General features: G+C 63.7%; 24 protein-coding genes. 15 read left to right on the forward strand and 9 right to left on the reverse strand.

The genetic code is table 11. The annotated features are described in order from the left end of the window. Window positions 1-63: 63 nt before the first annotated feature. A complete protein-coding gene (locus RS897_RS39790; protein WP_315834120.1) occupies window positions 64-711 on the forward strand; it encodes a TetR/AcrR family transcriptional regulator in 648 nt (215 codons plus the stop codon). Between the two features lies 1 nt (window position 712). Here RS897_RS39790 and hutX read toward each other — a convergent pair whose 3' ends face one another. The 3 genes from hutX to RS897_RS39805 all read right to left on the reverse strand — a co-directional run bounded on the left by hutX (window position 713) and on the right by RS897_RS39805 (window position 4,075). After that, window positions 713-1,180, reverse strand: a complete 468-nt coding sequence (gene hutX, locus RS897_RS39795) for a heme utilization cystosolic carrier protein HutX (protein WP_315838902.1) — start codon at window positions 1,178-1,180, stop codon at window positions 713-715. Between the two features lie 64 nt (window positions 1,181-1,244). Further along, on the reverse strand, window positions 1,245-1,580 hold the full coding sequence (gene hmuQ, locus RS897_RS39800) for a heme-degrading protein HmuQ (protein ID WP_315834121.1): 336 nt from the start codon (window positions 1,578-1,580) through the stop codon (window positions 1,245-1,247). Between the two features lie 113 nt (window positions 1,581-1,693). Beyond that, window positions 1,694-4,075 carry a TonB-dependent hemoglobin/transferrin/lactoferrin family receptor gene (locus tag RS897_RS39805; RefSeq protein WP_315834122.1) on the reverse strand — a complete coding sequence of 794 codons (2,382 nt, stop codon included), beginning with the start codon at window positions 4,073-4,075 and terminating at the stop codon, window positions 1,694-1,696. Between the two features lie 238 nt (window positions 4,076-4,313). Here RS897_RS39805 and hemP point away from each other — a divergent pair, with 238 nt between their 5' ends. From hemP to RS897_RS39825, 4 genes are read left to right on the forward strand one after another with little or no spacing between them, the layout of a single operon-like run. Next, complete coding sequence (gene hemP, locus RS897_RS39810; RefSeq protein WP_407654392.1) at window positions 4,314-4,532, forward strand: hemin uptake protein HemP; 219 nt, start codon at window positions 4,314-4,316, stop codon at window positions 4,530-4,532. Then, window positions 4,529-5,488 (forward strand): heme/hemin ABC transporter substrate-binding protein, encoded by a 960-nt coding sequence (locus tag RS897_RS39815; RefSeq protein WP_315834123.1) that lies wholly within the window; start codon window positions 4,529-4,531, stop codon window positions 5,486-5,488. The genes hemP and RS897_RS39815 overlap by 4 nt, the downstream gene beginning before the upstream one ends. Continuing rightward, a complete protein-coding gene (locus tag RS897_RS39820; protein WP_315834124.1) occupies window positions 5,488-6,585 on the forward strand; it encodes a FecCD family ABC transporter permease in 1,098 nt (365 codons plus the stop codon). Before RS897_RS39815 ends, RS897_RS39820 begins: the two co-directional genes overlap by 1 nt. Beyond that, the gene (locus tag RS897_RS39825; RefSeq protein ID WP_315834125.1) at window positions 6,582-7,376 is read left to right on the forward strand and encodes a heme ABC transporter ATP-binding protein; all 795 of its coding nucleotides are present in this window, start codon (window positions 6,582-6,584) and stop codon (window positions 7,374-7,376) included. The genes RS897_RS39820 and RS897_RS39825 overlap by 4 nt, the downstream gene beginning before the upstream one ends. A gap of 4 nt (window positions 7,377-7,380) precedes the next feature. Here the strand turns inward: RS897_RS39825 and RS897_RS39830 are convergent, their stop codons facing one another. Further along, window positions 7,381-8,769 carry an aminotransferase-like domain-containing protein gene (locus tag RS897_RS39830; RefSeq protein ID WP_315834126.1) on the reverse strand — a complete coding sequence of 463 codons (1,389 nt, stop codon included), beginning with the start codon at window positions 8,767-8,769 and terminating at the stop codon, window positions 7,381-7,383. Between the two features lie 328 nt (window positions 8,770-9,097). Here RS897_RS39830 and RS897_RS39835 point away from each other — a divergent pair, with 328 nt between their 5' ends. Genes RS897_RS39835 through RS897_RS39870 form a run of 8 tightly spaced genes read left to right on the forward strand, consistent with a single transcriptional unit; the run spans window position 9,098 to window position 16,020 of the window. Further along, window positions 9,098-9,580: an MSMEG_0572/Sll0783 family nitrogen starvation response protein gene (locus RS897_RS39835; protein ID WP_315834127.1), complete on the forward strand. Its 483-nt coding sequence runs from the start codon at window positions 9,098-9,100 to the stop codon at window positions 9,578-9,580. 47 nt (window positions 9,581-9,627) lie between these two features. Beyond that, entirely contained in the window at window positions 9,628-10,689 is a 1,062-nt protein-coding gene (locus RS897_RS39840; protein ID WP_315834128.1) for a Nit6803 family nitrilase, read from the forward strand. After that, window positions 10,598-11,734: an MSMEG_0568 family radical SAM protein gene (locus RS897_RS39845; protein WP_322791169.1), complete on the forward strand. Its 1,137-nt coding sequence runs from the start codon at window positions 10,598-10,600 to the stop codon at window positions 11,732-11,734. The genes RS897_RS39840 and RS897_RS39845 overlap by 92 nt, the downstream gene beginning before the upstream one ends. Continuing rightward, entirely contained in the window at window positions 11,731-12,279 is a 549-nt protein-coding gene (locus tag RS897_RS39850; protein WP_315834129.1) for an MSMEG_0567/Sll0786 family nitrogen starvation N-acetyltransferase, read from the forward strand. Before RS897_RS39845 ends, RS897_RS39850 begins: the two co-directional genes overlap by 4 nt. A gap of 3 nt (window positions 12,280-12,282) precedes the next feature. After that, window positions 12,283-13,278, forward strand: a complete 996-nt coding sequence (locus RS897_RS39855; RefSeq protein ID WP_315834130.1) for a sll0787 family AIR synthase-like protein — start codon at window positions 12,283-12,285, stop codon at window positions 13,276-13,278. Then, window positions 13,275-14,435, forward strand: a complete 1,161-nt coding sequence (locus RS897_RS39860; protein WP_315834131.1) for an MSMEG_0565 family glycosyltransferase — start codon at window positions 13,275-13,277, stop codon at window positions 14,433-14,435. Before RS897_RS39855 ends, RS897_RS39860 begins: the two co-directional genes overlap by 4 nt. After that, a complete protein-coding gene (locus RS897_RS39865; RefSeq protein WP_315834132.1) occupies window positions 14,428-14,715 on the forward strand; it encodes an MSMEG_0570 family nitrogen starvation response protein in 288 nt (95 codons plus the stop codon). The genes RS897_RS39860 and RS897_RS39865 overlap by 8 nt, the downstream gene beginning before the upstream one ends. 15 nt (window positions 14,716-14,730) lie before the next feature. Next, window positions 14,731-16,020 (forward strand): MSMEG_0569 family flavin-dependent oxidoreductase, encoded by a 1,290-nt coding sequence (locus RS897_RS39870; RefSeq protein WP_315834133.1) that lies wholly within the window; start codon window positions 14,731-14,733, stop codon window positions 16,018-16,020. Window positions 16,021-16,211: 191 nt separating this feature from the next. Here RS897_RS39870 and cynS read toward each other — a convergent pair whose 3' ends face one another. From cynS to RS897_RS39890, 4 genes are read right to left on the reverse strand one after another with little or no spacing between them, the layout of a single operon-like run. Then, window positions 16,212-16,694 carry a cyanase gene (cynS, locus tag RS897_RS39875; RefSeq protein ID WP_315834134.1) on the reverse strand — a complete coding sequence of 161 codons (483 nt, stop codon included), beginning with the start codon at window positions 16,692-16,694 and terminating at the stop codon, window positions 16,212-16,214. Between the two features lie 20 nt (window positions 16,695-16,714). Beyond that, window positions 16,715-17,632, reverse strand: a complete 918-nt coding sequence (locus RS897_RS39880) for an ABC transporter ATP-binding protein (protein WP_407654393.1) — start codon at window positions 17,630-17,632, stop codon at window positions 16,715-16,717. Window positions 17,633-17,636: 4 nt separating this feature from the next. Then, window positions 17,637-18,476, reverse strand: a complete 840-nt coding sequence (gene ntrB, locus RS897_RS39885) for a nitrate ABC transporter permease (protein ID WP_315834136.1) — start codon at window positions 18,474-18,476, stop codon at window positions 17,637-17,639. Window position 18,477: 1 nt separating this feature from the next. Beyond that, window positions 18,478-19,866, reverse strand: a complete 1,389-nt coding sequence (locus RS897_RS39890; RefSeq protein ID WP_315834137.1) for a CmpA/NrtA family ABC transporter substrate-binding protein — start codon at window positions 19,864-19,866, stop codon at window positions 18,478-18,480. A 171-nt stretch (window positions 19,867-20,037) separates the two neighbouring features. On the opposite strand from RS897_RS39890, the gene RS897_RS39895 reads away from it, so the two are divergent. Both RS897_RS39895 and RS897_RS39900 read left to right on the forward strand, forming a co-directional pair. After that, window positions 20,038-21,906 (forward strand): sigma 54-interacting transcriptional regulator, encoded by a 1,869-nt coding sequence (locus RS897_RS39895; protein WP_315834138.1) that lies wholly within the window; start codon window positions 20,038-20,040, stop codon window positions 21,904-21,906. Window positions 21,907-21,987: 81 nt separating this feature from the next. Then, complete coding sequence (locus RS897_RS39900; protein WP_315834139.1) at window positions 21,988-22,470, forward strand: nucleoside deaminase; 483 nt, start codon at window positions 21,988-21,990, stop codon at window positions 22,468-22,470. A gap of 305 nt (window positions 22,471-22,775) precedes the next feature. Here RS897_RS39900 and RS897_RS39905 read toward each other — a convergent pair whose 3' ends face one another. Further along, complete coding sequence (locus RS897_RS39905) at window positions 22,776-23,828, reverse strand: hypothetical protein (protein ID WP_315834140.1); 1,053 nt, start codon at window positions 23,826-23,828, stop codon at window positions 22,776-22,778. Between the last annotated feature and the right edge of the window lie 32 nt (window positions 23,829-23,860).

Genomic DNA, 23,860 nt, shown 5'->3' on the forward strand with positions numbered 1-23,860 from the left:
GCCATTGCCAAATTATGTCTACATTCGTATACTTTTTGCATGATGACCGCGTCCAAGAGAGCCATGAAAAAACCTGCGACAAAGATCGCCGGCAAAAGCAAGACAGCCGGCAAAACGAAGCCGCCGGCCCGCAGCCGCAACGCCGTCGCCACGCGTGCAGCGATCCTCGATTCGGCGCGGCAGGCGTTCGCGCGTTCGGGATATGACGGCGCCGGCGTGCGGGAGATCGCGGCCGGGGCCGGCGTGACGGCGATGCTGGTCAACCGCTACTTCGGTTCGAAAGAAGAGCTGTTCGCCGAGGTGATCACCACGAGCATGGCGACGCCGACCATCCTGACGCCGCAGACTTTGCAGGCGCTGGCGTCAGCTGATATCGGCAAGACCTTCGCGTCCGCGCTGGTCGGCATCACCACCAGCGGCACCACTCCGCTCGAGGGGTTCCTGATCATGATGCATTCGGCCGCGAGCAAGCGAGCCGCGGAAATCGGCCGTGAGCAGATCGAAAAGCACTATCAGAAGACGTTGAGCAGCGCCTTGAGTGGAGAGCTGGCGCCGCAACGCGCGGCGCTGCTGTTCTCACTGGTGGCCGGCGTGCAGGTGATGCGGCAGATGATCGGCCTGTCCGCACTCGCAAAGGCCGAGCCGGCCGCCCTGATCAAGCTGCTGGCGCCGCTGTTTCAACAGTTGATCGCGGGGAACGACAAAACCTGAGTTAGCCGGCCAGCATGCCGGCAAGTGCACGGAAACGATCGAGCTGGTTCGCCTTCAGCTCGCGCGCCTCGTCGCGGCCGACAAACACCTTGAACATGATGCCGCCATCGACATTGAGGAAGGCGATGAAGGCCGAGGCCTTGTTCATGAAGGGGCGTTCGACAAAGGCGACGCCGCCGCAGCGGGTGTGCCGGAAGTGGCCATGCAGCCCCTTGGGCTGCATCAGGTTGAAATAGCCGCGTCCGATCTCGCCACTCGGAATCGATCCCGTGAACTCGAAGATCGCATCATCCGTGTGCACGATCAGGGTAACCTCGCCCCATTTGGCGACGTCCTGCATCGCATCGACAAAAGCGTCGCCGCTGCCGATCCGCACCATGCCGGCGGGCAGCGCTTCCAGCACCGCACGCGGGGTGACGCCGCGTTCGCGCGCGACGTCCTCGATCACGGCGCCGGGGTTGGCCGCCATATGGGTCTTGAGATCGTCCAAACCGGCGTTCACTAGCTTGATCCTTCAAACGGTCGCGGCGGCGTCAGGCCGCCACGCTCGACTTGCGCTCGGACTGGATGATCTCGAAACCCTCGAACTTGGGATGGCCGAGATAGAGGCTCTCACCGGTGCTGTTGCCGGCGCGCGCATGAGCCGCACGGAATTCTTCCGACCGCGTCCAGGCTTCGAACGTCGCCTTGCTGGTCCAGATGGTGTGGGTGGAATAGAGCCGGTGATCCTCGGCCTCCGGCCCGCGCAGCAGGTTGAATTCGACGAAGCCGTCCATCCGGTCGAGATAGGTCTCGCGGCTGGCCCAGACCTTTTCGAAGGCCTCTTCCGAGCCCTTTTTGACCTGGAAGCGGTTCATGGCAATGAACATCGGAAATCTCCTGTTGAGTTGGTGCCATCTTACATGGCTGCCGGAAAGAGACAAAGAGCCGCGCCTGGACATCGGCGCGGCCCTGGAAGCAGAGCAGTGAGGCGATGGGGTCGTCACGCTCCGCCGAAGTGAACCTTCAAACCGCCTTTGTAGGTGATGCCGGGACCGGGACTGGTCCACAGGATATCGTTGACCGTCTGACCGTCGGCGGACGGACCGGGGATGGCATAAGGGCGATAATAACGGTTGGCGATGTTGTCGATGGAGAAGTTGAGCGTGATGTCCGCCGTCGGCTGGTAGGCCAGATACAGATTGACGATGTCGCCCGAGGTGGCCGGGATATAGCTTGCCGGCACGTCGGTGTTGGAGGCGAAGGAGATCCACTGCGCCGACACCGTGAGACGGCGATCGAGGAAGCGCAGGCCTGCGGTGCTGACGACCTTTTTCGGCTGGATCAGCGTGGCAAGGCCGATATTGGTGGCGGTGTTCTTGCCTTCCATCACGTTGCCGGCGACCGCGGCGAACCACGATCCGGCATCATAGCTGATCTCGCCTTCGAAGCCCTGAATGCGCGCGTTAGTAATGTTCTGGTACTGGTAGTACTTGCTGGACGGGATGCCGAAGAACAGCGACGGTTCCGGCGGCGACGCAACCAGATCGATGTAGTCATCGATGTCGTTGCGGAACACGTTCAGTTTGGCACGGAACGAGTCGCCCGCAGTGAAGATGCCGTCGTACTTCAGGTTAACGCCGATTTCCTTGTTCTTGCCGACCTCGGGCCGCAGGTTCGGATTGCGCAAGAAGCAGAACAGGCCGCTGTTGCCATCAGGGCAATTGAAGAAGATCGGGCCGCCGCCGGTCGAGTGGGTGCCGAAAATCAGGGTTTCGGTGATCGATGGCGCGCGATAGCCCTCGGCATAGCTGACGTACGGCGTGAAGCCCGGCACTGGCGTAATGCCGACCGTGATCTTCGGCGACAGCCGATCGCCACTCGATGTGGTGCCGCCGGATTCCAGCTTGTAACGATCATATCTGGCCGCACCAATGACCTCGAGCCATGTCGAGTAATTGGCTTTCCACTGGACAAAAGCGCCCGACACCGTGCGCTGCCCGCTCGGCGTGGTGACGTTGGAGTTGCCGCTCTTGTCGAAGGTCGACACATTGTCGAGGAAACCATCGACGCCATAGGTCAGGGCGTTGCGCCACTCGCCGATCGCAAATCGCGACGTGTTGTTCAGGTCGATGCCGGCAGTGTTGAGCAGATAGCTGCGGTTGTCGCCAACGCAGCCCGAGATGTTGTTGCCCGGATTTGCCAGCGTACAGGCGGGCGGAAAGCCGCCAACCGTAATCCGGTTGTTGTAGGTCTTGACTTGGTCGTTCTCGGTCCGGTTCGCATAGAGCGTCGCATTCCAATCGAACAGGTTGTCGTCAGGCTTGCTGTAACGCCAGTTGATGGTGCCAGTGTAGTTCTTGGCATTGGAGTCGTAGACCGAGGTGCCGGCAAGCAGCGCCGGCGGCGCCGAGGTGGTCGTCGACCCACGGTTGAGCTGGCCAATGGTGTAATTGTAATCCTGGAAGATGCCGCCGATCTTCACGGTGTGCCCGTCCGCCGGGCGCGTGGTCACCTTCAGCATGCCCGCGGCAAGCTCATTGCCGGTATTGCCGATTTCCGTGCCGGCGCCGTCCTTGTAGTTACCCTGGTTGCGATAAACCGCACCGCCGAACACATCCAGCGTGGGATCGACGCGGATGCCGCCGAACATCGAGCCGACGCCGCCGAAACCATTGGATTTCACGGTGCCGCCGAGATCGACACCCCAGCGCTCGCCGGGGCGCAGCACGTCTTCGATGTCCTTGGTGCGAAACGAGACAAGGCCACCGATCGCACCGGAGCCATAGATGTTGGAGGTCGGGCCGCGCACCACATCGATGCCGCCGATCAGTTCCGGATCGAGGAAGAACGAGCCATTGGCGTTGTGGCCGGTGCGCTGATAGTTCTGCCGGGCGCCGTCGACCAGCACCGCGACACGGCCGAAATCCTGCAGGCCGCGAATGTTGACGGAGGTCGAGGCATCGTCGCCGCGATCCTGCAAGCTCACGCCGGGCAGCGTGCGCAGCACGTCGCCGACGCGGTTGGGCTGCAATCCCTGAATCTGGCCTGCCGTCACGACACTGACCGGCGCCAGCGCGTCGATCGCCCGCTCCTCGGTCTTGCTCGCCGACACAGTGATGGTGTCGAGGGTCTGCACGTTCGACGAGCCCGCCTGCGCATTGGCGTTGCGCACGGCTTCGGTCGGCTGCGGTGCGGGTTGCCGCTTGGCGGTGCGGCGTTTTGCTGGTTTCGGCGCGTCCGGCTTGGCTTGCTCGGCGCGCGGCGCCTGCGGTTGTTGCGCCGGCGCACTCTGCGCGCGACCCAATGACGCACCACCCAAACTCAACGCCAGCACAGATGTGCCCCAGACGAGCACATGCGTGCTCCCGGCCCGATTAGCCATGACTGCCCCCACTTGTTCTCAGACTGGTCGTGGCTGGCGGGCGGCCGGTGATGCGGCGGCTGGCTGGCTAACGCGCTCAAATGACGAGCACAAACCAATGTTACTTTTTCGTAAGTCCGGCCCGGTGCACGGTCAAGCTCGCGCTGCTGCAGTTTATATCAATTGTAAATTGCGGTGCTTGGAGGTGGCGGTTCGGAAACCGTATATCCAGTGCTCATTGGGGCATCGATACCACACAATGGGCCAGGACACCCGGCACGACATGCAACGCGGCGCGGCAGGCACAGCCGCCGCGACAGCGCAGGCGGTTAGCGAGAACCGTCAGATCGCTCTCACCGCCAACCGTATTGACGCCCGCGACCTGTTTGTCGCGACACGCGAGATCACCATCGCCCATGGCGAAGAGACCTACCGGCTGCGGCTGACCTCCCAGAACAAGCTGATCCTGACCAAATGAACCGACGCCGCTCCTACATTGCATCCGCGCTGATCGCGGCACTCGCCCTGACGGCAGGCGCGGTCACAGGCTTTCGCCCCTCATTGGCCGTCGATGCGCCAGCCGTAGCGCAAACGGCGCCGTCGCCGACGCGGATCGTTTCCATCGGCGGCGCCGTGACGGAAATTCTCTATGCCTTGGGGCTGGAAAACCGGATCGTCGGCATCGATGTCACCAGCCTCTATCCTCCCGAGGCGCTGAAGCAGAAGCCGAATGTCGGCTACATGCGCCAGCTGTCGCCGGAAGGCATTCTCGGCCTCAATCCGCAGTTGATCCTCGCCATCGAGGGCTCCGGGCCGAAGGAAACCGTGGCGGTGCTGAAGGAAGCCAAGGTGCCGCTGATGACGGTGCCGGAGGTGTTCACCGAACAAGGCATCCTGGACAAGATCGGCTTCATTGCCGGACAGATGAATGTCAAGGAGCGCGGCGCCTGTCTCTCCGAGGCCGTCACGCGCGACCTGTCATCGATGCGCGCCCTGCGCGACCGCGTCACCAGCAAGCGCCGGGTAATGTTCGTGATCTCGCTGGTCAACGGCCGCTCCATGATCGCCGGTCACAAGACCGCGGCGGACGCCATCATCGACCTTGCCGGCGGCATCAACGCCGTTGATGCGTATGACGGCTACAAGCCGGTCAGCGACGAGGCGATTGTCGCGGCCAAGCCCGACGTGATCCTGACCATGCAGCGCGGCGCCGATTCCGTGACGTCCGAGATGGTGTTCGCCAACCCGGCCTTCGCCATGACGCCTGCGGCCCAGACCAAAGCCTTCGTGGCGATGGACGGGCTCTATCTGCTGGGCTTCGGGCCGCGCACCGCGGCCGCCGCCCACGACCTCGCCGGCCGGCTGTATCCGGACCTCTCCTCGGAAAAAGATCACTGGACATCCCGCGTTCTCGCGACCGATTGTCGAAGCTGATGTCGGCAGCCGAGACGAATGTGGCGGGGGCCCAGCTCCCCGCACAAGCAACGCCGCGTCCGCGCGCGTTCCCGGTGATCGTGCTGCTGACGGCGGGCCTGATCGCTTGCGCGATCATCGCCGCGACCATCGGCGCGGCCGGAATCCCGCTGGCGCGCCTGCCCGCAGCACTAGGCCTCGCCGCCTCGACGACTGAGCCGGCCGTGCTGGCGCGCGATGCGCTGGTGCTGTGGTCGATCCGGATTCCACGCATCGCGCTCACCGCCATGGTCGGCGCCATGCTGGCGGTGGCCGGTGCGATCATGCAGGGCTTGTTCCGCAATCCGCTGGCCGATCCGGCACTGGTCGGGGTCTCCAGCGGGGGCGCGTTCGCGGCAGCGGGCACGATCGTGCTGATGGACAGCTCCTTTGCCAGCAAGCTGCCGTTGCCGCAGTTCGAACTGCTGCCGGTCGCCGCCTTCATCGGCTCACTGCTGACCACCTACATTCTCTATCGGATCGCCAGCCGCAACGGCCGCACGTCGGTCGCGATCTTCCTGCTGTCGGGGCTCGCCATCGCGGCGCTGTGCAACGCTGGCATCGGGCTTCTGGTGTTCGTCGCCGACGATCGGCAGCTGCGCGACATCGCCGTCTGGCTGCTCGGCTCGTTCTCCGGCGCGACCTGGTCGAAGGCCGCGGTGATTGCGCCTGTGATGGTGGTGGTGCTGCTCGCCACCGCGCTGATCGCCCGCGGGCTCGATGTGCTGGTGCTCGGCGAAGCCGAGGCGTTCCACAGCGGCATCAATGTCGAGCGGCTGAAGACCATCGCCATCGTGCTGGTGTCGGCGATGACAGGAGCTGCGGTGTCGGTCTCGGGCATCATCGGCTTTGTCGGCATCGTGGTGCCGCATTTGCTGCGTCTGGCCATCGGCCCCGGACATCGCCTGCTGCTGCCGTCGTCGGCGCTGCTCGGCGCCTCGCTGATGGTCGGCGCCGATACGCTGGCGCGCACGCTCGCCGCCCCCACCGAAGTCCCGATTGGCGTGCTGACCGCGGCCATCGGCGCGCCGTTCTTCCTGATGATCCTGCTGCGCCAGCGCGCCTCGGCCCTCGCATGACCGTGGCCTACGCGCTCACTGCCGTCGGTGCCAGGGTCAAGACGGCGACACTGCTGGACGACATCTCACTCAGCGTCAGCGCCGGCGAAACCGTAGCGATCGTCGGCCCCAACGGCGCCGGCAAGTCGACCCTGATGCGCATCCTGTCCGGCGACTTCACTGCCTCCTCTGGTTCGGTCCAATTGCGGGGCCGCAACATCGCGGGCTATCGTGCTGACGAACTTGCTGCCGCGCGTGCCGTGCTGTCTCAACATATCCAGGTGACGTTTCCCTTCACCGTCGACGAGATCATCCGGATGGGCGGCGGCCAGCAGCCCCGCGCCGTGGTGGATCCGCTGGTCGCCGCAGCGCTCACGGAAGCCGATCTCACCGCCTTCGCGCATCGCGAACTGCCGACCCTGTCGGGCGGCGAACAGCAGCGCGCGCACTTCGCCCGTGTGCTGGTGCAGCTCGCCTGCGGCGAAACAGGTCACGGACCCGGCGCGCTGCTGCTGGATGAACCGACATCGAGCCTCGATCTTCGTCACCAGATCAACCTGCTGGAATCGGCGCGACGCCGCGCCGGCCGGGGAACAGCGGTGATCGCCGTGCTGCACGACCTCAATCTCGCCGCGCGGTTCGCCGACCGGATTGTGGTGTTGCGGAAGGGCCGCCTGGTTGCGGACGGCACGCCCGCCGAGACCATCACTGACCAGTTGCTGAAACACGTGTTCGAGGTCGACGCCAACGTCGGCCGCACGCCCGAAGGATTGCCGTTCGTGCTGCCGCAGCAGATGGCGCAGATCGCGTAAGCCCTTAAAGAAACGCCGACGCCAGCGCCGGCGATTCTTCCAGCGCATGCGCCATGTATTCCAGCGCGCCCTTGACCTGCGCCCGGCTGGTCGGGCCACCAATGCAGACCCTGACCGCTTCGGGCGGCGCGCCGTTCGCTACGAAGACATCGCTCGCCACCACGCCGATGCCGGTGGAGCGCATATGCTCCACAAACGAGGAGCGCGTCCACGGCGCCGGCAGCGGCACCCACATGTTGAAGCTGAGCAGATCAGCGCGATAGGAGTCCTTCGGCAGGATTTCCAGCGCGAGCTTCTGCCGCGCCGCGGTTTCCGCCCGGATGAACCGCAGCAGCGTGTCGGCAGTGCCGTCCTCGATCCAGCGCGTGACCAGCGCAACAGTGAGCGGGGATGCCATCACCGTTGCCGAGCGCAGGGCCGAGGCGAACGGCCAGGCCGAGCGTGTATCAGGCACCACCACATAGGCCGCCCGCAGTCCAGCGCCGATGCATTTGGCAAGGCCGGCGACATGCCAGGTCAGATCCGGCGCGATCGCCGCAAACGGCGAATGGCCGTGGCCATGTTCGGGGATGAAGCCATAGGCGTCGTCCTCGATGATGGGCATGTCGAATTGGCGCGCGATCGCGACGATCTCGCGGCGACGCTGGTCCGGCACAGTCAATGTGGTCGGATTCTGCAAAGTCGGATTGAGATAGATCGCCTTCGGCTTGAGCTTCTTGCAGACGTCCATCAGGGCTTGCGGCTCGACGCCATTGGCGTCCATCGGCAATCCCACAAGATTGAGGCCGAGCTGCGCCGCGATCGAGCGGATGCCGGGATAGGTGATGGCTTCGCACAGCACCGTCTCGCCGGACTTTGCCAGAATGCTCAGGATGCCGAGCAATGCCGGATGCGCGCCGGGTGACACGAATACGCGTTCCTGCGCCGGCACCAGCGCCCGCCGCCCGAGCCAACTCGACGCCGCGTCCTTGTCGGCCTGGGTGCCGCCAAAACCCTGGTAGCGCAGCAGAGAGACGATATCGCGGGTGACGTAATCAACGCCGGCCTGCATCCGCGCGATCAGCTCCGGATCGTCCGGCTCCGGTGGAAGGTTCATCGAGAGGTCAACGGGCCGCGGCGGCAGCGCCGCCGTCAGGCGCCGCGGGCGCGGCTTGTCGCGCACGAATGTTCCCTGCCCGACCTTGGATTCGATCAGCCCGCGCTTCTGCGCTTCGACATAGCCGCGCGCGACCGTGGTGAAATCGATGCCGAGACGTTTGGCGAGCTTGCGCTGCGGCGGCAAGCGATCGCCGATCACCAGCCGCCCGGCGGAGATGTCGTCGGCGATGACATCCGCGATCGCGAGATAACGCGGCTTGTCGCTGTTGGAGAGATCGGGACGCCAGTCGGCCATGCGATATCCGAAGATCAATTGAAGCCATATTGACTGTATATTGTTGCATGATGGATCGCAAACTTGGCCGGCTCAGCGCGCGCATCTCGCGGCGTCCAGGCAAGTTCCCGCAAACCGCTTTGCTCAACGAAATAGCTTGCTGCCTAGCGTTTTTAAGCACCCTGAAAGGTATTCCGGAAGCAGCCCGTCAAGTTTCCATTCAACATTGATAGCATACTTGAATGCAAATTGAATGTTCTGATGCTTCGATGTGCAAATCGGCATCTGGCACATTGATTGCAATTCTTGATCTCGATCCGGGAGGCCGGACGAGAGCAAGGAGTGGACGATGCCCGCAGTCACAGTGCCCGCGCGACAGAAAGGCGACTTTCTGGTCGATTACGAAGAGAAGGTGTTCGAGGACGTCAAAGCCAAGCCCGGCGAAAAAGCATTGGTGACGTTTCATACCGTCGCCTTCGAGGGCTCGATCGGCTTCGTCAACATGCTCCAGGCCACGCGCCTGATGCGCAAGGGCTTCGAAACCTCGATCCTGCTGTACGGCCCCGGCGTCACTCTCGGCGTGCAGCGCGGTTTCCCGAAGATCGGCGACGAAGCGTTTCCCGGCCATCAGAACTTCAACAACACCCTGACCAAGTTCATGGCCGAAGGCGGCAAGGTCTATGCCTGCCGGTTCGCGCTGCAGGCGCTGTACGGCCACGGCGAACCGTCGCTGATCCCCGGCATCACACCGATCAGCCCGCTCGATGTACTCGACCTGATCCTGCTGCACCGCAGGGACGACGCCTTCCAGCTTCATACCTGGACACTTTAGGTCCGGACACTCTGATCGGCCAGCGCGGCGGACGAGGGAGAACAATGATGTCAGGCCAACGAATGGTCAGGGTCGCCGCGGTGCAGATTGCGCCGGACCTCGACACGTCGACCGGCACGCTGGACCGGGTGCTTGCGGCCATTGCGGAGGCCGCAGGCAAAGGCGTGCAGCTCGTGGTGTTTCCGGAGACATTCGTTCCCTGGTATCCCTACTTCTCTTTCATCCGCCCGCCGATGCTCAGCGGCGCCGACCATATCCGTCTCTACGACAATGCCGTGGTGGTGCCGGGTCCTGTCACGGACGCGGTCGCGCAAGCCGCAAAACGGCACAACATGGTGGTCGTGCTCGGTGTCAACGAGCGCGATCACGGCTCGCTCTACAACGCCCAGCTCGTTTTCGATGCCGACGGCAGCTTGCGGCTGAAGCGGCGCAAGCTCACCCCGACATTTCATGAGCGGATGATCTGGGGCCAGGGCGATGGCGCCGGCCTGAAAGTGGTCGACACCGCGGTCGGGCGCGTCGGCGCGCTGGCCTGCTGGGAGCACTACAATCCCCTCGCCCGTTATGCGCTGATGGCGCAGCACGAAGAGATCCATGTCGCGCAATTCCCGGGGTCGCTGGTCGGCCAGGTGTTTGCCGACCAGATCGAAGTCACGATACGCCACCACGCACTGGAGAGCGGCTGCTTCGTGGTCAACGCCACCGGCTGGCTGACCGAAGAGCAGATCGCAAAGATCTCGCCGGACGAAAGCCTGCGCAAGGGCCTGCGTGGCGGCTGCATGACGGCAATCATCTCGCCGGAGGGCAATCACATCGTGCCGCCGCTGACATCAGGCGAAGGCATCCTGGTCGCCGATCTGGACATGGCACTGATCGTCAAGCGCAAGCGGATGATGGACTCGGTCGGCCACTATGCCCGTCCCGAGTTGCTGTCGCTGATCATCGACGACCGGCCGACCGCGCCGATGCGCGGCGCCTATCCAAACCGTTCCATGCCCGCCACCGGAGATCTGTCCGATGAAACCGCTGATGTCGCACGACCTGCCAGCGCCGATGCCGACGGAGCAACTGATCAACGAGTTGCAGTCCTTCGGAGTTCGTCTCGTTGATCCGAAGGCCAGCAGCGTAAGCCGCCGCGGCGGCGCCGGGCCCTCCGACCACACGCCATTCACCATCGACGGCGCCACGGTGATGGTGCCGGTTCATAACGCGCCGGCATTCGAGAGCCCGTATTTGGTCGACAAGCCGGACGCGCTGGGCAACAGCCGGATCAGCCGCGACGGCGTTGAACTTGGCAAGGTGTCGTTTCCGCTGCGACCCAAGTTCTACGATCTCTCCACCGCCGACGGCATTCCCTATTCGAAACTCGCGACACTGCACGGGCGCGACGTGCTCGCAACCACCGTGCTGCAGAGCTGCATCCGCTACCAGAGCCGCACCAAGACCTGCCAGTTCTGCGCCATCGGCCAGTCGCTCGCCGCCGGCCGCACCATCGAACGCAAGACGCCGGCGCAGCTTGCCGAAGTCGCCAAGGCCGCGGTCGAACTCGACGGCGTCAAGCACATGGTTATGACCACGGGCACCCCGCCCGGCAGCGACCGCGGCGCGGCCATCCTGATCGAGAGCACGAAGGCAGTGAAAGCCGCAGTCGATCTGCCGGTCCAGGTGCAGTGCGAGCCGCCCGACGACGACATCTGGTTCCAGCGCATGAAAGATGCGGGCGTGGACTCCCTCGGCATGCACCTGGAAGCGGTGACGCCGGAGGTGCGTCGCCGAATCATGCCGGGCAAGGCGCAGGTTTCGGTCGAACGTTATTTCAGCGCATTCGAGGCGGCGGTGCCGGTGTTTGGCCGCGGTCAGGTGTCGACCTACATCCTCGCCGGTCTGGGCGACAGCAGCGCCGATATCCTCTCGATCTGCGAGCGGCTGGTCGGCATCGGCGTCTATCCCTTCGTGGTGCCGTTCGTCCCGATCGCCGGCACGCCACTGGAAAGCCATCCGACACCACCGCCCGCCTTCATGCACGGCATCCTGCAGCCGCTGGCGGCCATGTTGCGGTCGGCTAGCCTGAACTCGCGCGACATCAAGGCCGGCTGCGGCAAGTGCGGCGCCTGCTCGGCGCTCTCGACCTACGAGCAGAGGACCGACGCATGATCTTCGAACCATTCAAGCCGTTTCTCGCCGCAGGTTTTCAGGTGAAGTTCGCCACCGAACGCTGGGAGCAAGCTGCGGCCGCCAGCCTTCGTCGCAAAGTCTTCTGCGGGGAGCAGCAGATTTTTACGGACGACGATCGCGACGCGATCGACGACGTGGCGATCCCGCTGGTGGCCGTCTCGCTGCTCGGCGTTGCCGCCGATGACGTGGTTGGCACCGTACGCATTCATCCCGACGAGACCGATGCCGAGACCTGGTGGGGCTCGCGGCTTGCTGTGGAAAAGAGCTACCGCCGGCTCGGCGCCGTCGGTGCAGGCCTGATCCGTCTGGCGGTCTGCTCAGCCCATGCCCGTGGCTGCCGGCGCTTCCTCGCCAACGTGCAGAGCCAGAACGCGTTGCTGTTCCAGCACATGCACTGGCGCTCCCTCGGCGAGTTCGACTGGTTTGGACGCCCGCATCATCACATGGAGGCGGACCTCGACCATTATCCGCCCTTCGTCACGCCCGAGATCGGCTTTCTGTCGCTACCGAAAATGGTGGCCTGAGTCATGGCGACCCGGTTTGCGCTCGATCAGCTTGCGGAGCGGCTGCGCCAAAGCAAAGGCCTGGCTGCAAAAAGCGACATCGCAACAGTCGCCGCCTCGCTCGGCTTGTCCGGCGCGGACGCAATCCCGGTCGGCGACGACTGCGCGGCGATCCCCGACGCCGATGGTTTCACGTTGTTCGCCATCGAAGGCTTCATGAACGAATTCGTCGCCACCGATCCCTGGTTCGCGGGCTGGTGCGGCGTCATGGTGAACATCTCCGATGTCGCCGCCATGGGCGGACGGCCGCTGGCCGTGGTCAATGCGATCTGGGCCGATGGGGCTGGTAATGCCACGCCGGTGCTTGACGGCATGAAGGCGGCTTCACGCGCATTCGGCGTGCCGGTAGTTGGCGGCCACAGCAACATCCGCACCGACCGCGGTCAGTTCGCCGTCGCCATTCTTGGACGGGCGAAGCACCTGCTGACCAGCTTCGATGCCGAACCCGGCGACCACCTGATCGCGGCGATCGACTTGCGTGGACGCTACCGCGAGCCATTCTCGAACTGGGAAGCGGCCACCGATGCACCGGCCCATCGCCTGCGTGGTGACCTCGACCTGCTGCCCGCGATCGCCGAGGCCGGGCTTTGCAAAGCCGCCAAGGACATCAGCCAGGGCGGCATCATTGGCACCGCGGCCATGCTGGCGGAATGCTCGGGTGTGGGCGTCTCGATCGACATCGCTGCCATTCCGAAACCGGACGGGATCGCGCTCGAGCACTGGCTGCAGACTTTCCCGAGCTTCGGCTATCTGCTGTCCGTCCGCCTCGATCGCCTTGCCGAGACGCTGGCGCGTTTTCATGCCCGCGGCATCGCCGCTGCTGATATCGGTGAGATCAATGCCGGCGCAACGGTTTCGATCCGTGACGGCGACACGCAAGAAATCATCTGGGATTTTGCGCGGCAGCCCCTGATCGGCTGCGGTTCGCCGACGGTCGGCCGCAGGAGGGAGGTCGCATGACATCGATCCCGCTCCGGATCGCGATGCTGGCGCATTCAACCAACGCACGTGGTGGCGTCGTCCATGCGCTCGAACTGGCCGAGGCGTTGACCCGTCTCGGACACACCGTCGCGGTGCATGCGCCCGATCCTGACGGCAACGGATTCTTTCGCCAGACGCGTGTGCCGACCGTCTCGGTCAAGGCCGCGCGGACCACCGGCGACGTCGCCACCATGGTCGAAACCCGCATCGCCGAGTATGTCAGCCATTTCGAGAATTCGGCCCATCGTGGCTTCGATATCTTCCATGCGCAGGACGGCATCTCCGGCAATGCCCTGGTGACGCTGAAGCAGCGCGGCCTGGTCTCGCATTTCGCCCGCACCGTCCATCATGTCGACGACTTCAGCGATCCGCGGCTGCAGGCCCTGGAGCAGCGCTCGATCGCCAGCGCCGACCGCATCTTCGTGGTCAGCCGGATGTGGCAGCGACAGCTTGCGGCAACATCGGCGTCGCCCATCACGGTGGTCGGCAACGGCGTGGATGCCTTGCGTTTCGCGCCCAAACGCAGCGACCTCGACACCGCGCTGCGCACCCGCCTCGGGCTGCGCGAAGGACCGGTGCTGCTCACGGTCGGCGGGATCGAGCAGCGCAAGAACACCATTCATATCCTGGAGGCCTTCCGGCAATTGCACGCCGTCCGCCCTACGGCGCAACTGCTGATCGCCGGCGGTGCATCGGTGCTCGACCATCAGGCCTATCAGGCCGAGTTCAGCACGCGGCTCGACGCCGCAGGCCTGCCGCGATCGGCCGTCATCCGCGCCGGCGTGATCGCTGATACGGACATGCCGTCGCTCTACCGGTTGGCGGACACGCTGGTCTTTGCCTCGGTCCGGGAAGGGTTCGGACTTGCGGTGCTGGAAGCGATGGCCAGCGGCATTCCGGTGATCGCCTCCCATATCGCTCCGTTCACCGAATACCTCGGCGACAATGATGTGGTCTGGTGCGACCCGCTCAATGTCGGCTCGATCGCAAACGCGATGGCGACCATCCTTGCCAAACCACTGCGGACGCGGCTCTCGCTCAACGGCCTGGTGGTGGCGCACCGCCATGACTGGCTGCAAACCGCGCGGGCTCATATCCCGGTCTACGACGGCCTACGGGAGTTGCACCATGCCTGAAATGTATTTCCACGTGCGCTGGCCCGATGGTGCGACCGAGGTCTGTTATTCGCCGTCACTGGTGATCAAGGACCACCTGCTGATCGGCAAGACCTACCCCCTGCCGGACTTCCTGCGGCGCAGCCGCGCGGCGCTGACCATCGCAAGCGAACGGGTGCGTGAGAAATACGGCATGCCCTGCACCCGGGCACTCAGCCAACTGGCACGCATTGAAGCGACTGCCGGCCGCTTCAATGCGGCGCCGGACTGCCATGTCACCGTGACTGCATTTGAAGACTAGAGCCTGGAGATCGACATGTCCTCTGCACCTCACTATCCGGCCATCGTTATCGGCGGCGGACAGGCCGGCCTTGCAATGAGTTATCAGCTCGGCCAGGCCGGTATCGACCATATCGTGATCGAGAAGAACACCATTGCCCATTCCTGGAAGACCCAGCGCTGGGATGCCTTCTGCCTGGTGACACCGAACTGGCAATGCCAGCTTCCGGGTTATCCTTATGCCGGCCCCGATCCAAAGGGGTTCATGCTGCGTGATGAGATCGTCGACTATGTCGAGAGTTACGCCAGGTGGATCGACGCACCGGTGCGTGAAGGCGTCGCCGTCACGCGATTGGTTCGGGCGGCTGATGGGCGTTTCGTGCTCGACACCACCGCCGGCGCCATGACCGCCGACAACGTCGTGCTCGCGGTCAGCGGCTATCACATTGCGAACGTGCCGCGCATGGCGGATCGGATCGCGCCCAGCGTCCTGCAGATGCACTCCTCGGCCTACCGCAATCCCGGCCAGCTGCCTGACGGCGACGTTCTTGTGGTCGGCAGCGGCCAGTCCGGCTGCCAGATCGCCGAAGACCTGCATCTCTCCGGGCGCAAAGTCCACCTTGCGGTGGGCAGCGCGCCACGCTGCCCCCGGGTCTATCGGGGACGCGACGCGGTCGAATGGCTCGACGACTTGGGACAGTACGACCTGCCGGTCGACCAGCATTCGCTGAAGGAGAAGGTGCGCAAGAATGCTAACCACTATTTGACCGGACGCGACGGCGGCCGCGATATCGACCTGCGCCGCTTTGCACTGGAGGGCATGCAGCTTTACGGCCGGCTCAAGGACGTCCAGGACGGACGGCTGCAATTCGCTGATGATCTAGCAGGCAATCTCGACAATGCGGACAAGGTCTACAACGGAATCTGCGGCCTGATCGACAAGCACATCGCCGAGAATGGCATCTCGGCTCCGGATCAGCAACACTATACGCCGGTGTGGCAACCTTCAGGTATTCCAACTGAAGTCGACCTCGCAACATCCGGCATCGGCAGTATCATCTGGACCACCGGCTTCCGCTCGGACTGGTCATGGGTGGATCTGCCGATGTTCGACGGCGCGGCATACCCCACGCATGTGCGCGGGGTCACGTCGGTCGACGGCGTCTATCTGATCGGAATGCCCTGGCTCTATACGTGGGGATCGGGACGCTTCGTTGGCGTTGGGCGGGATGCGGGTTTCGTGGCCGAGCGAATCGTGGAGCGCCGCGCTGCGGCGGATGCGCCGGCGGCGATTGAGAGCCCGACGCTGGCAGCGAGTGCGGCGTGAGATAGGAAGCGCAACTACAAGTGATGCGCGCGGCGCTTCCACATCACATATGTCATCACCGGGCTTGTCCCGGTGATCCCGCTTAGGAAGGCACTGCGTCCTTAAGCGGGGTTGTTTCCGCGACTTCGGCAAAGCTGAAGTCGCTGAGGGCAAGCCCGGCAACGACAAAGGAAGGTGATTGCTCGCCGCCCTCAACCCTCCTTGAACCCATACTCCGGCACGTTGCCGCTGGCGCCGTAATACTTGAACGGCAGGAACTTGCCGGACATGGTGATCTTGACGCGGTCGCCCTTCGGGTTCGGCAGGCGTTCCATCACCATGTCGAAATCGATCGCCGACATGATGCCGTCGCCATATTCCTCCTCGATCAGTGCCTTCCAGGCCAGGCCATTCACCATCACCAGTTCGTAGAAACGGTATATCAGCGGATCGGTCGGCGGCATCGGCGTGCCACGCATCGGGGTCTCGTTCAGCATGGCGATTTCGGATTTCGACAGCCCGAACAGCTCGCCGGCGTTGGCGGCCTGCGGCTTGGTCAGCTTCATCTGACCAAGGATCGCGCCGGTGATCAGCACCTCGGAATAACCGCCGATCTTTTCGCAGATGTATTTCCAGGTCCACTCGTTGTCGCGCTTGATGTCGAGCAGCTTTTCAGTGAGGTCGGAACGCTTCATGGTGGTATCTCCCGTGATGATTAGCTGGCGTTGAGATGGCTCGCGCCGGACGATGGCGGCGCGCGATGGCCGGTGGCGATGATGGAGGGTTCGACCAGCCCCGGCCGCACCACCGGCACGTTGCGCGGATCGTGGTCTTTGGTGGCTTCGACGAAGGTCTTGCTGCGGCTGACCAGGAAATCCACGATGTGGTTGCGGGTGGCGTAATACAGCGGATGGCGATGCAGATCGATCCGCGCGCGATCCTTGGGCAGCGGGTTCTCGACGATTTCCGCCAGCACCGCGCCGGGGCCGTTGGTCATCAGGAAGATCTTGTCGGCGAGATAGATCGCTTCATCCACATCATGGGTGATCATGAAGGTGGTCTGGCCGGTTTCCAGGCAGATGCGCCGCACCTCGTCCTGCAGCGTGCCGCGGGTCAGCGCGTCCAGCGCCGAGAACGGCTCGTCCATCAGCATGATCTTGGGTGTGATGGACAGCGCCCGTGCAATGCCGACGCGCTGCTTCATGCCACCGGAGAGCTCCGAAGGGTGTTTCAATTCCGAGCCGGTCAGCCCGACCAGGTCGATGAAGGTCTGTGCGTGCTCCCTTACCTTGGCCGTATTCCATTTCGGCCATTTCGACGACACCGCGAAAGCGACATTGCCGCGCACCGTTCGCCACGGCAGCAGGGCGTGGCTCTGGAAGATCACCGCGCGGTCAAGACTGGTGCCTTCTATCGCCTGCCCGTCGACAATGACAGCGCCTTCACTCGGCTCGTCGAGGCCGGCGAGAATGTTCAGCACCGTGGTCTTGCCGCAGCCGGAGTGGCCGATGATGCAGCCGAACTCGCCGCGCTGCATCGACAGCCACAGATTCTCGAAAATGGTGGTGGTGCCGCCACCGGTTTTGGCCGGATAACGCTTAGCGATGCCTTCGATGGAAATGAACCCCGCCATCACATCACTCCGGGAACGTGACCAGGCGCGTGACGCGCGCCAGGATCTGGTCGAACAGCATGCCCACGATGCCGATCACGAGAATGGCGATGATGACGTTGGTGATGGAGAGATTGTTCCACTCGTTCCAGACGAAGTAACCGATGCCGGTGCCGCCCACCAGCATCTCGGCGGCAACGATCACCAGCCAGGCGATGCCGATGGAAATCCGCATGCCGGTGAGGATGGTCGGCGCCGCCGCCGGCAGGATCACCGTGAAGGCACGGCGCAACGTGCCGACCTCCAGCGTGCGCGCCACGTTGATCCATTCCTTGCGCACGGAGGCGACACCGAACGCGGTGTTGATCAACATCGGCCAGATCGCACAGATGAAGATGACGAAGATCGCCGAGATGCCGGAATCCTTGATGGTGTAGAGCGCCAGCGGCATCCAGGCGAGCGGCGAGATCGGCTTCATCACCTGGATGAAAGGATCGAGCGCCCGGCTCAGCAGCGGCGACATCCCGATCAGGAAGCCGAACGGAATGGCGACGATCACGGCGAGGCCATACCCCAGCAGCACCCGGGCGATGGAATATCCGAGCTGGATGCCGAGGCCCTTGTCGTTCGGTCCGTTGTCATAGAACGGACGCCTGATGTGCTCCCACAGCTTGGCGCCGACATCGAGCGGGCCCGGCATCGCCGACTTGCCCTGAGTCGCAGTCGCGCCCATCAGCCGCGCATACTCCGGGCTCATCGCGGCGGTGGTGCCGGTGCCGCGGGTCGCCAGATGCCACACGCCGAGGAAGGCCGCGAAGATCGCAACCGACAGGATAGCGGCGCGCAATGTCAGCGAACTGCCCACCTCAGCTCGCCTTTCGGATCTTGAAGCTGGCGAGATAGTCCTCGGGCTTGGCCGGATCGAACGGTTTGCCCATCACCGAGAACGACTTGGTGGTGTTTGCCGGCGGCGTCAGGCCAACCTCTTTCATTAGCTTGGCCGTGTCGGTGGCCAAATAGACCTGGCTCGCCACCGCCGCGTAGTCGACGTCGCCCTTGATCTGCCCCCACCGCTTCATCTGGGTCATGATCCACACCGCGAACGACTGCCAGGGGAACGGATCGAAATCGACCCGGTTCGGCTGCGTCACGATGTTGCCGAGACCGTCAGCAAAAGTGCCGGTCAGGATCTGCTCCAGCACGATCGGCGGCTGATTGAGATAGTTTGCGGGTGCGATCGCCTCGGCGATCTGCTTGCGGTTCTCCGCCTTGTGGGCGAACGCGGTGGCGTCGATGATCGACTTCAGCAGCGCCGCGTAGGTGTTGGGCATCGTGGTGACGAATTCCTTCGACGCCGCAAAGGCGCAGCACGGATGCCCCTCCCAGATATCCTTCGTCAAAATGTGGATGAAGCCGACACCGTCATAGACGGCGCGCTGGTTCATCGGATCAGGACCGAGGAAACCGTCGATGTTGTCGGCGCGCAAATTGGCCACCATCTCCGGTGGCGGCACCGCGCGGATCTGCACGTCGGTGTCGGGATCGATGCCATGCTCGGCCAGGTAATACCGCAGCAGGTAATTGTGCATGGAATAGTCGAAGGGCACGGCGAACTTGAATCCCTTCCAGTCCTTGGGATCGCGCTTGTCCTTGTGCTTGATGGCGAGCGTGATGGCCTGGCCATTGATGTTCTCAACCGCCGGCATGGTGTAGGGCTGCGGATTGGAGCCGACGCCCATGGTGATGGCCAGCGGCATCGGCGACAGCATGTGAGCCGCGTCGTATTCCTTGTTCATGGTCTTGTCGCGGATCACCGCCCAGCCGGCGGTCTTGATCACTTCGACGTTCAGTCCCTGCTTGGCATAAAAGCCCATCGGCGCCGCCATGATGATCGGCGTGGCGCAGGTGATCGGGATAAAACCGACCTTGATATCCTTCTTCTCCAGGGCCGCTCCTTGCGCAAACACCTCAGTCGCGGTCTTCAGCGGAAAGAATTGCGAGATCGCCGCAAGCGCGGTGGAGGCGCCGACCGATTTCAGGAATGCGCGGCGCGCCACATCCTTCGGAAACATCGCGCGCATCACCGCGGAGGCAACCACGCCCTCATACTGCTGCTCCGAACTTTCGACCGGCGCGCATTGCAGGGCGAGTTGCGCTTCTCGGTCGTGTTCGGCCCTGGTGCGATGGAGGCCGCAGCCGCAACCGGTCGCCTGCAAGGAATGGTCGGCATCAAACGGATCGTCGAAAGTGGACATGAGAGCTCCCCTGCGTGGATCTGACCTGGGACTCTCTACGCAAAGCCCATGCCAGCGCAGCAGAACTCGGATTCCTCAATCATCTCAATGGGACTGCGACAATCTGCACCTCACGAAATTTCGTGATATACGATATCTCGTCATTTCATTTACGAAAATCCGTAAGAGATCATGAGCACCGTCGGCACCGCCTTCGACTTCTCCGCTCAGCCGCAGCTGCTGCTCGATCCCTTCGCGGACCAGATCCTCGACGCCAATCCGGCCGCCTGCACCCTGCTCGGCTACGACCGCGCGCTGCTGCGGCAGATGAAGATCAGCGCACTGCATGCCGGCCAATTGCCGGCGCTGATCGTGTTCACCCAGGCGGTGCTGGCCAAGAGCGCCTACTGGACCACGACGCTGGTGCCGCGCCATGCCGCCGGCAAGGAGCTGCGCAGCGAATACAGCGGCTCGCTGATCCCCCGCGACGGCGCAACGCCGCATCTGCTGCTTGCCATCAGCGATCTCGATGAGCGGCGGCGGCGCTCGGTCGATGCGGCGGCGGATGACTATATGGGCGGCGGCATCGCCGCCTGGCAGCGGGTGGAGCGCGTGTTCCGCGACATCGAGCGCGAGAACCGCTTGATCCTGCGCGCGGCGGGCGAAGGCATCTACGGCGTCAACGCCGAGGGCAAGACCACATTCGTCAACCCGGTGGCGGAGCGCATCCTCGGCTGGTCGGCGGATGAACTGGTCGGCCGCGACATCCATTCGATCGTGCATCACACCCGCCACGACGGCAGCCATTATCCGCACGAGGAATGCCCGATCTACGCAGCCTTCCGCGATGGCGCCATCCACAAGGTCGACGATGAAGTGTTCTGGCGCAAGGACGGCGCGCCGGTCTGGGTCGAATACACCTCGACGCCGATCCGGGACCGCGACCTTGTGGTCGGCGCCGTGATCGTGTTCCGCGATGTCAGCCAGCGCCGCGAGGCGGACGAGAAGCTGCGCGCGGCGCTGGCGGAAGTCGACCAGTTACGCGAACGGCTCGAACTGGAGAACGCCTACCTGCAGGAAGAAATCCGCATCGAAACCAATCCGCGCGGCATCATCGGCCGCTCGGAGGCAATCCAGACCATCCTGCGCCAGGTCAAACTGGTCGCGCCGACCGATGCGTCGGTGCTGATCACGGGCGAATCCGGCACCGGCAAGGAGCTGATCGCCCGCGCCATCCATGAGGCCAGCCAGCGCCAGGACCGGCCGCTGATCCGGGTCAATTGCGCCGCGATCCCGCGCGAGCTGTTCGAGAGCGAGTTCTTCGGCCATGTCAAAGGTGCTTTCACCGGCGCGCTGCGCGACCGCATCGGCCGGTTCGAACTGGCCGACGGCGGCACGCTGTTCCTCGACGAGGTCGGCGAAATTCCGATCGAACTGCAAGGCAAGTTGCTGCGGGTGCTGCAGGAGGGCCATTTCGAGCGGGTCGGCGAGGAACGCACCCGCGCCGTCGACGTCCGCGTGATCGCCGCCACCAACCGCGACCTCAAGCTGGAGGTGCAGCGCGGGCGGTTTCGCGAGGATCTCTATTTCCGGCTCAACGTCTTCCCGGTGGAATCGGTGGCGCTGCGCGATCGCCGCGAGGACATCGCGCTGCTTGCCCAACATTTCCTGATGAGCGAGAGCAAGGCGCTGAAATCGGATTTGCGGCTGTCAGAGGCCGACGCGCGAAAACTCGCGCGCTACGACTGGCCGGGCAATGTGCGCGAATTGCAGAACGTGATCGAGCGGGCGGCGATCCTGGCGCAGAACGGACGCTTGCGCATCGACCTGCCCGATCCCCCAGGATCTCACGCCACGCCGGTGGCCGATCCACGCAAGGGCGAGACGCGGCCCGTCATCCTGACCGAGGACGAAATGCGCGAGCGCGATCGCAGCAACATCGCCGCCGCCCTTGACCTGTGCGGCGGCAAGGTGTCCGGCGCCGGTGGCGCGGCGGAACTGCTGGCCATGAAACCAACCACACTTGCCTCCCGCATCAAGGCCCTCGGTCTCGGTGGATGACGAGGCGGCAGATCCACATCGATGGCATTGAACCAACATTTCTGCTCTGCTCGCAGCCAGGCATGCGTAAGGGGTGAGCTGATGGCCCACGACGATGAACAATTCCTGCGCCGTTCATTCGCGGTCGCGCTCGCGGCCCGCGCCCACGGCAATCATCCATTCGGAGCCATCCTGGTCGACACATCAGGCCAGGTGCTGATGGAGCGAGAAAACGGCCACCTGCCGTCACGGGACGGCACCGCCCATGCCGAGCGCCTGCTCTGCACCGACGCCAGCATCGCCTACGACGCCGACATTCTGCGCGGCGCGACACTCTATTCCTCGGCAGAACCCTGCGCGATGTGTGCCGGCGCCATCTACTGGGCCGGCATCGGCCGGCTGGTGTACGGCCTCAGCGAACATCGCCTGCGCAGCTTGACCGGCGATCATCCAGAAAACCTGACACTCGACCTGCCATGCCGCGAGGTGTTCCGCACCGGACAGCGCGACATCGAGGTGGTCGGGCCGCTGCTGGAGGACGAGGCCGCCACAGGGCACGCCGGCGCCTGGGAGCCGCGCGCGTAGAAAAAGGTTGTTCAGCGCGAAGTACGGCGCCTCCCATTGCTGTCATGCCCGCGCACGCACGCGGGCATCAATTACGCCCGGCGTGCATGAGGAGCCGCGATGCTCGTGACCAGCGCCTGCGTTTACTGGATCGCCGCTTCGCGGCGATGACAGCAGAGAATGAGGAACGCTCCGGGGCACATCACCGCAAACCTGATGGCGCCGCGGCAAAGACCGCGGCGCCATGTGTCGCTGACAGACTTGGACCTGACAGACTTGGAGCTAACAACCTTGGAGCTGACAGCCTTGTCGCTAACAGCCTCGGATCAGAACTTGACCGTCACGCCAGCATAGAGGGACTTTTCAGTACAGCTCTTGTTGTTGGTGGCCGCAGCCGTTCCGGCGTTGAAGAAGCAGACGCCGTTATTGGTGTTCTTGTCGTCAAGACCGAACTTGTTCTCCCAGTAGCGATAGGCAACCCAGACGTCGAGGAAGTGGGAGTATTTCGGGCCCCAGATCAGCTTGCTGGTGTCCATGGTCAGACGGATCGGCTCGCTGTTGATTTCCATCTTGGTTTTGTTGCTGTCGGGGAGCGTGTAGCTGCCGTAAGCACCGCTGCCCTTCGGGCCGTAGAAGCCGGCGCGACCGCTGATGGCGAAATACTGCAGGTTTTCCGGCAAGAAGCCGAGATCCATGTAGTAGTTCATTTCCACCGCCCAAGTGCCCTTGAAATGGGTGTTTCCATCAGGAATGCCGGTGAAGCCAGCCGGAACAAAGCCCGGAGTCACGAAGGTGTTGTGATTCCACTCCTGGTAATACAGCGGATTGACGTTGAAGAAGCCCTTGTACGGCAGGTTGAAGGCAAACTGCAGACCGGCCACCACGTCTTTCTTGTTCGGGGCCAGGAACTGGTTTTCCGTCTCGCCATCCGCACCGACCACGAACGACACGTTCTGCAACGGCCCCATGGTGAAGGCATGGGTGTCGAAAATCTGATTCCAGCCGAAGGTGCTGCGGATCAGCCCGTAAAACTCCATGGCGCCGGCGCAGGCGTTCGGAACGCCGACGGTTCCGATGCAGGGAGACGCCGGGTCCCGATGATCCGACTTGAGCAGTTCGAGGTTGATGAAGTTGGTGCCGTAGGCCCAGACGTCGAAGTGGGTGAAGGCATAGACCTGCTTCGCGGTCTTGTCGGCAAAGCCAGGCGAGGTTGCGGTGAACTGGTAGGCGTAGGTCAGGCGGTTGTCGTTCACAAGAAAGAACGGCACGTCGATAATCGGCTTGGCCTTGACCGGCATCGGCGCAAGGTCGGCAGCGAACGCCGAGCTGAATGCCGTCACGGCAAGCCCGGCCGCAAGAGCGATTGATTTGTAAAACATCGAGCTGGTCCCCCAGAGAAGTTGCGACAAAC

Source organism: Bradyrhizobium prioriisuperbiae, from assembly GCF_032397745.1.
Taxonomy (GTDB): domain Bacteria; phylum Pseudomonadota; class Alphaproteobacteria; order Rhizobiales; family Xanthobacteraceae; genus Bradyrhizobium_A; species Bradyrhizobium_A prioriisuperbiae.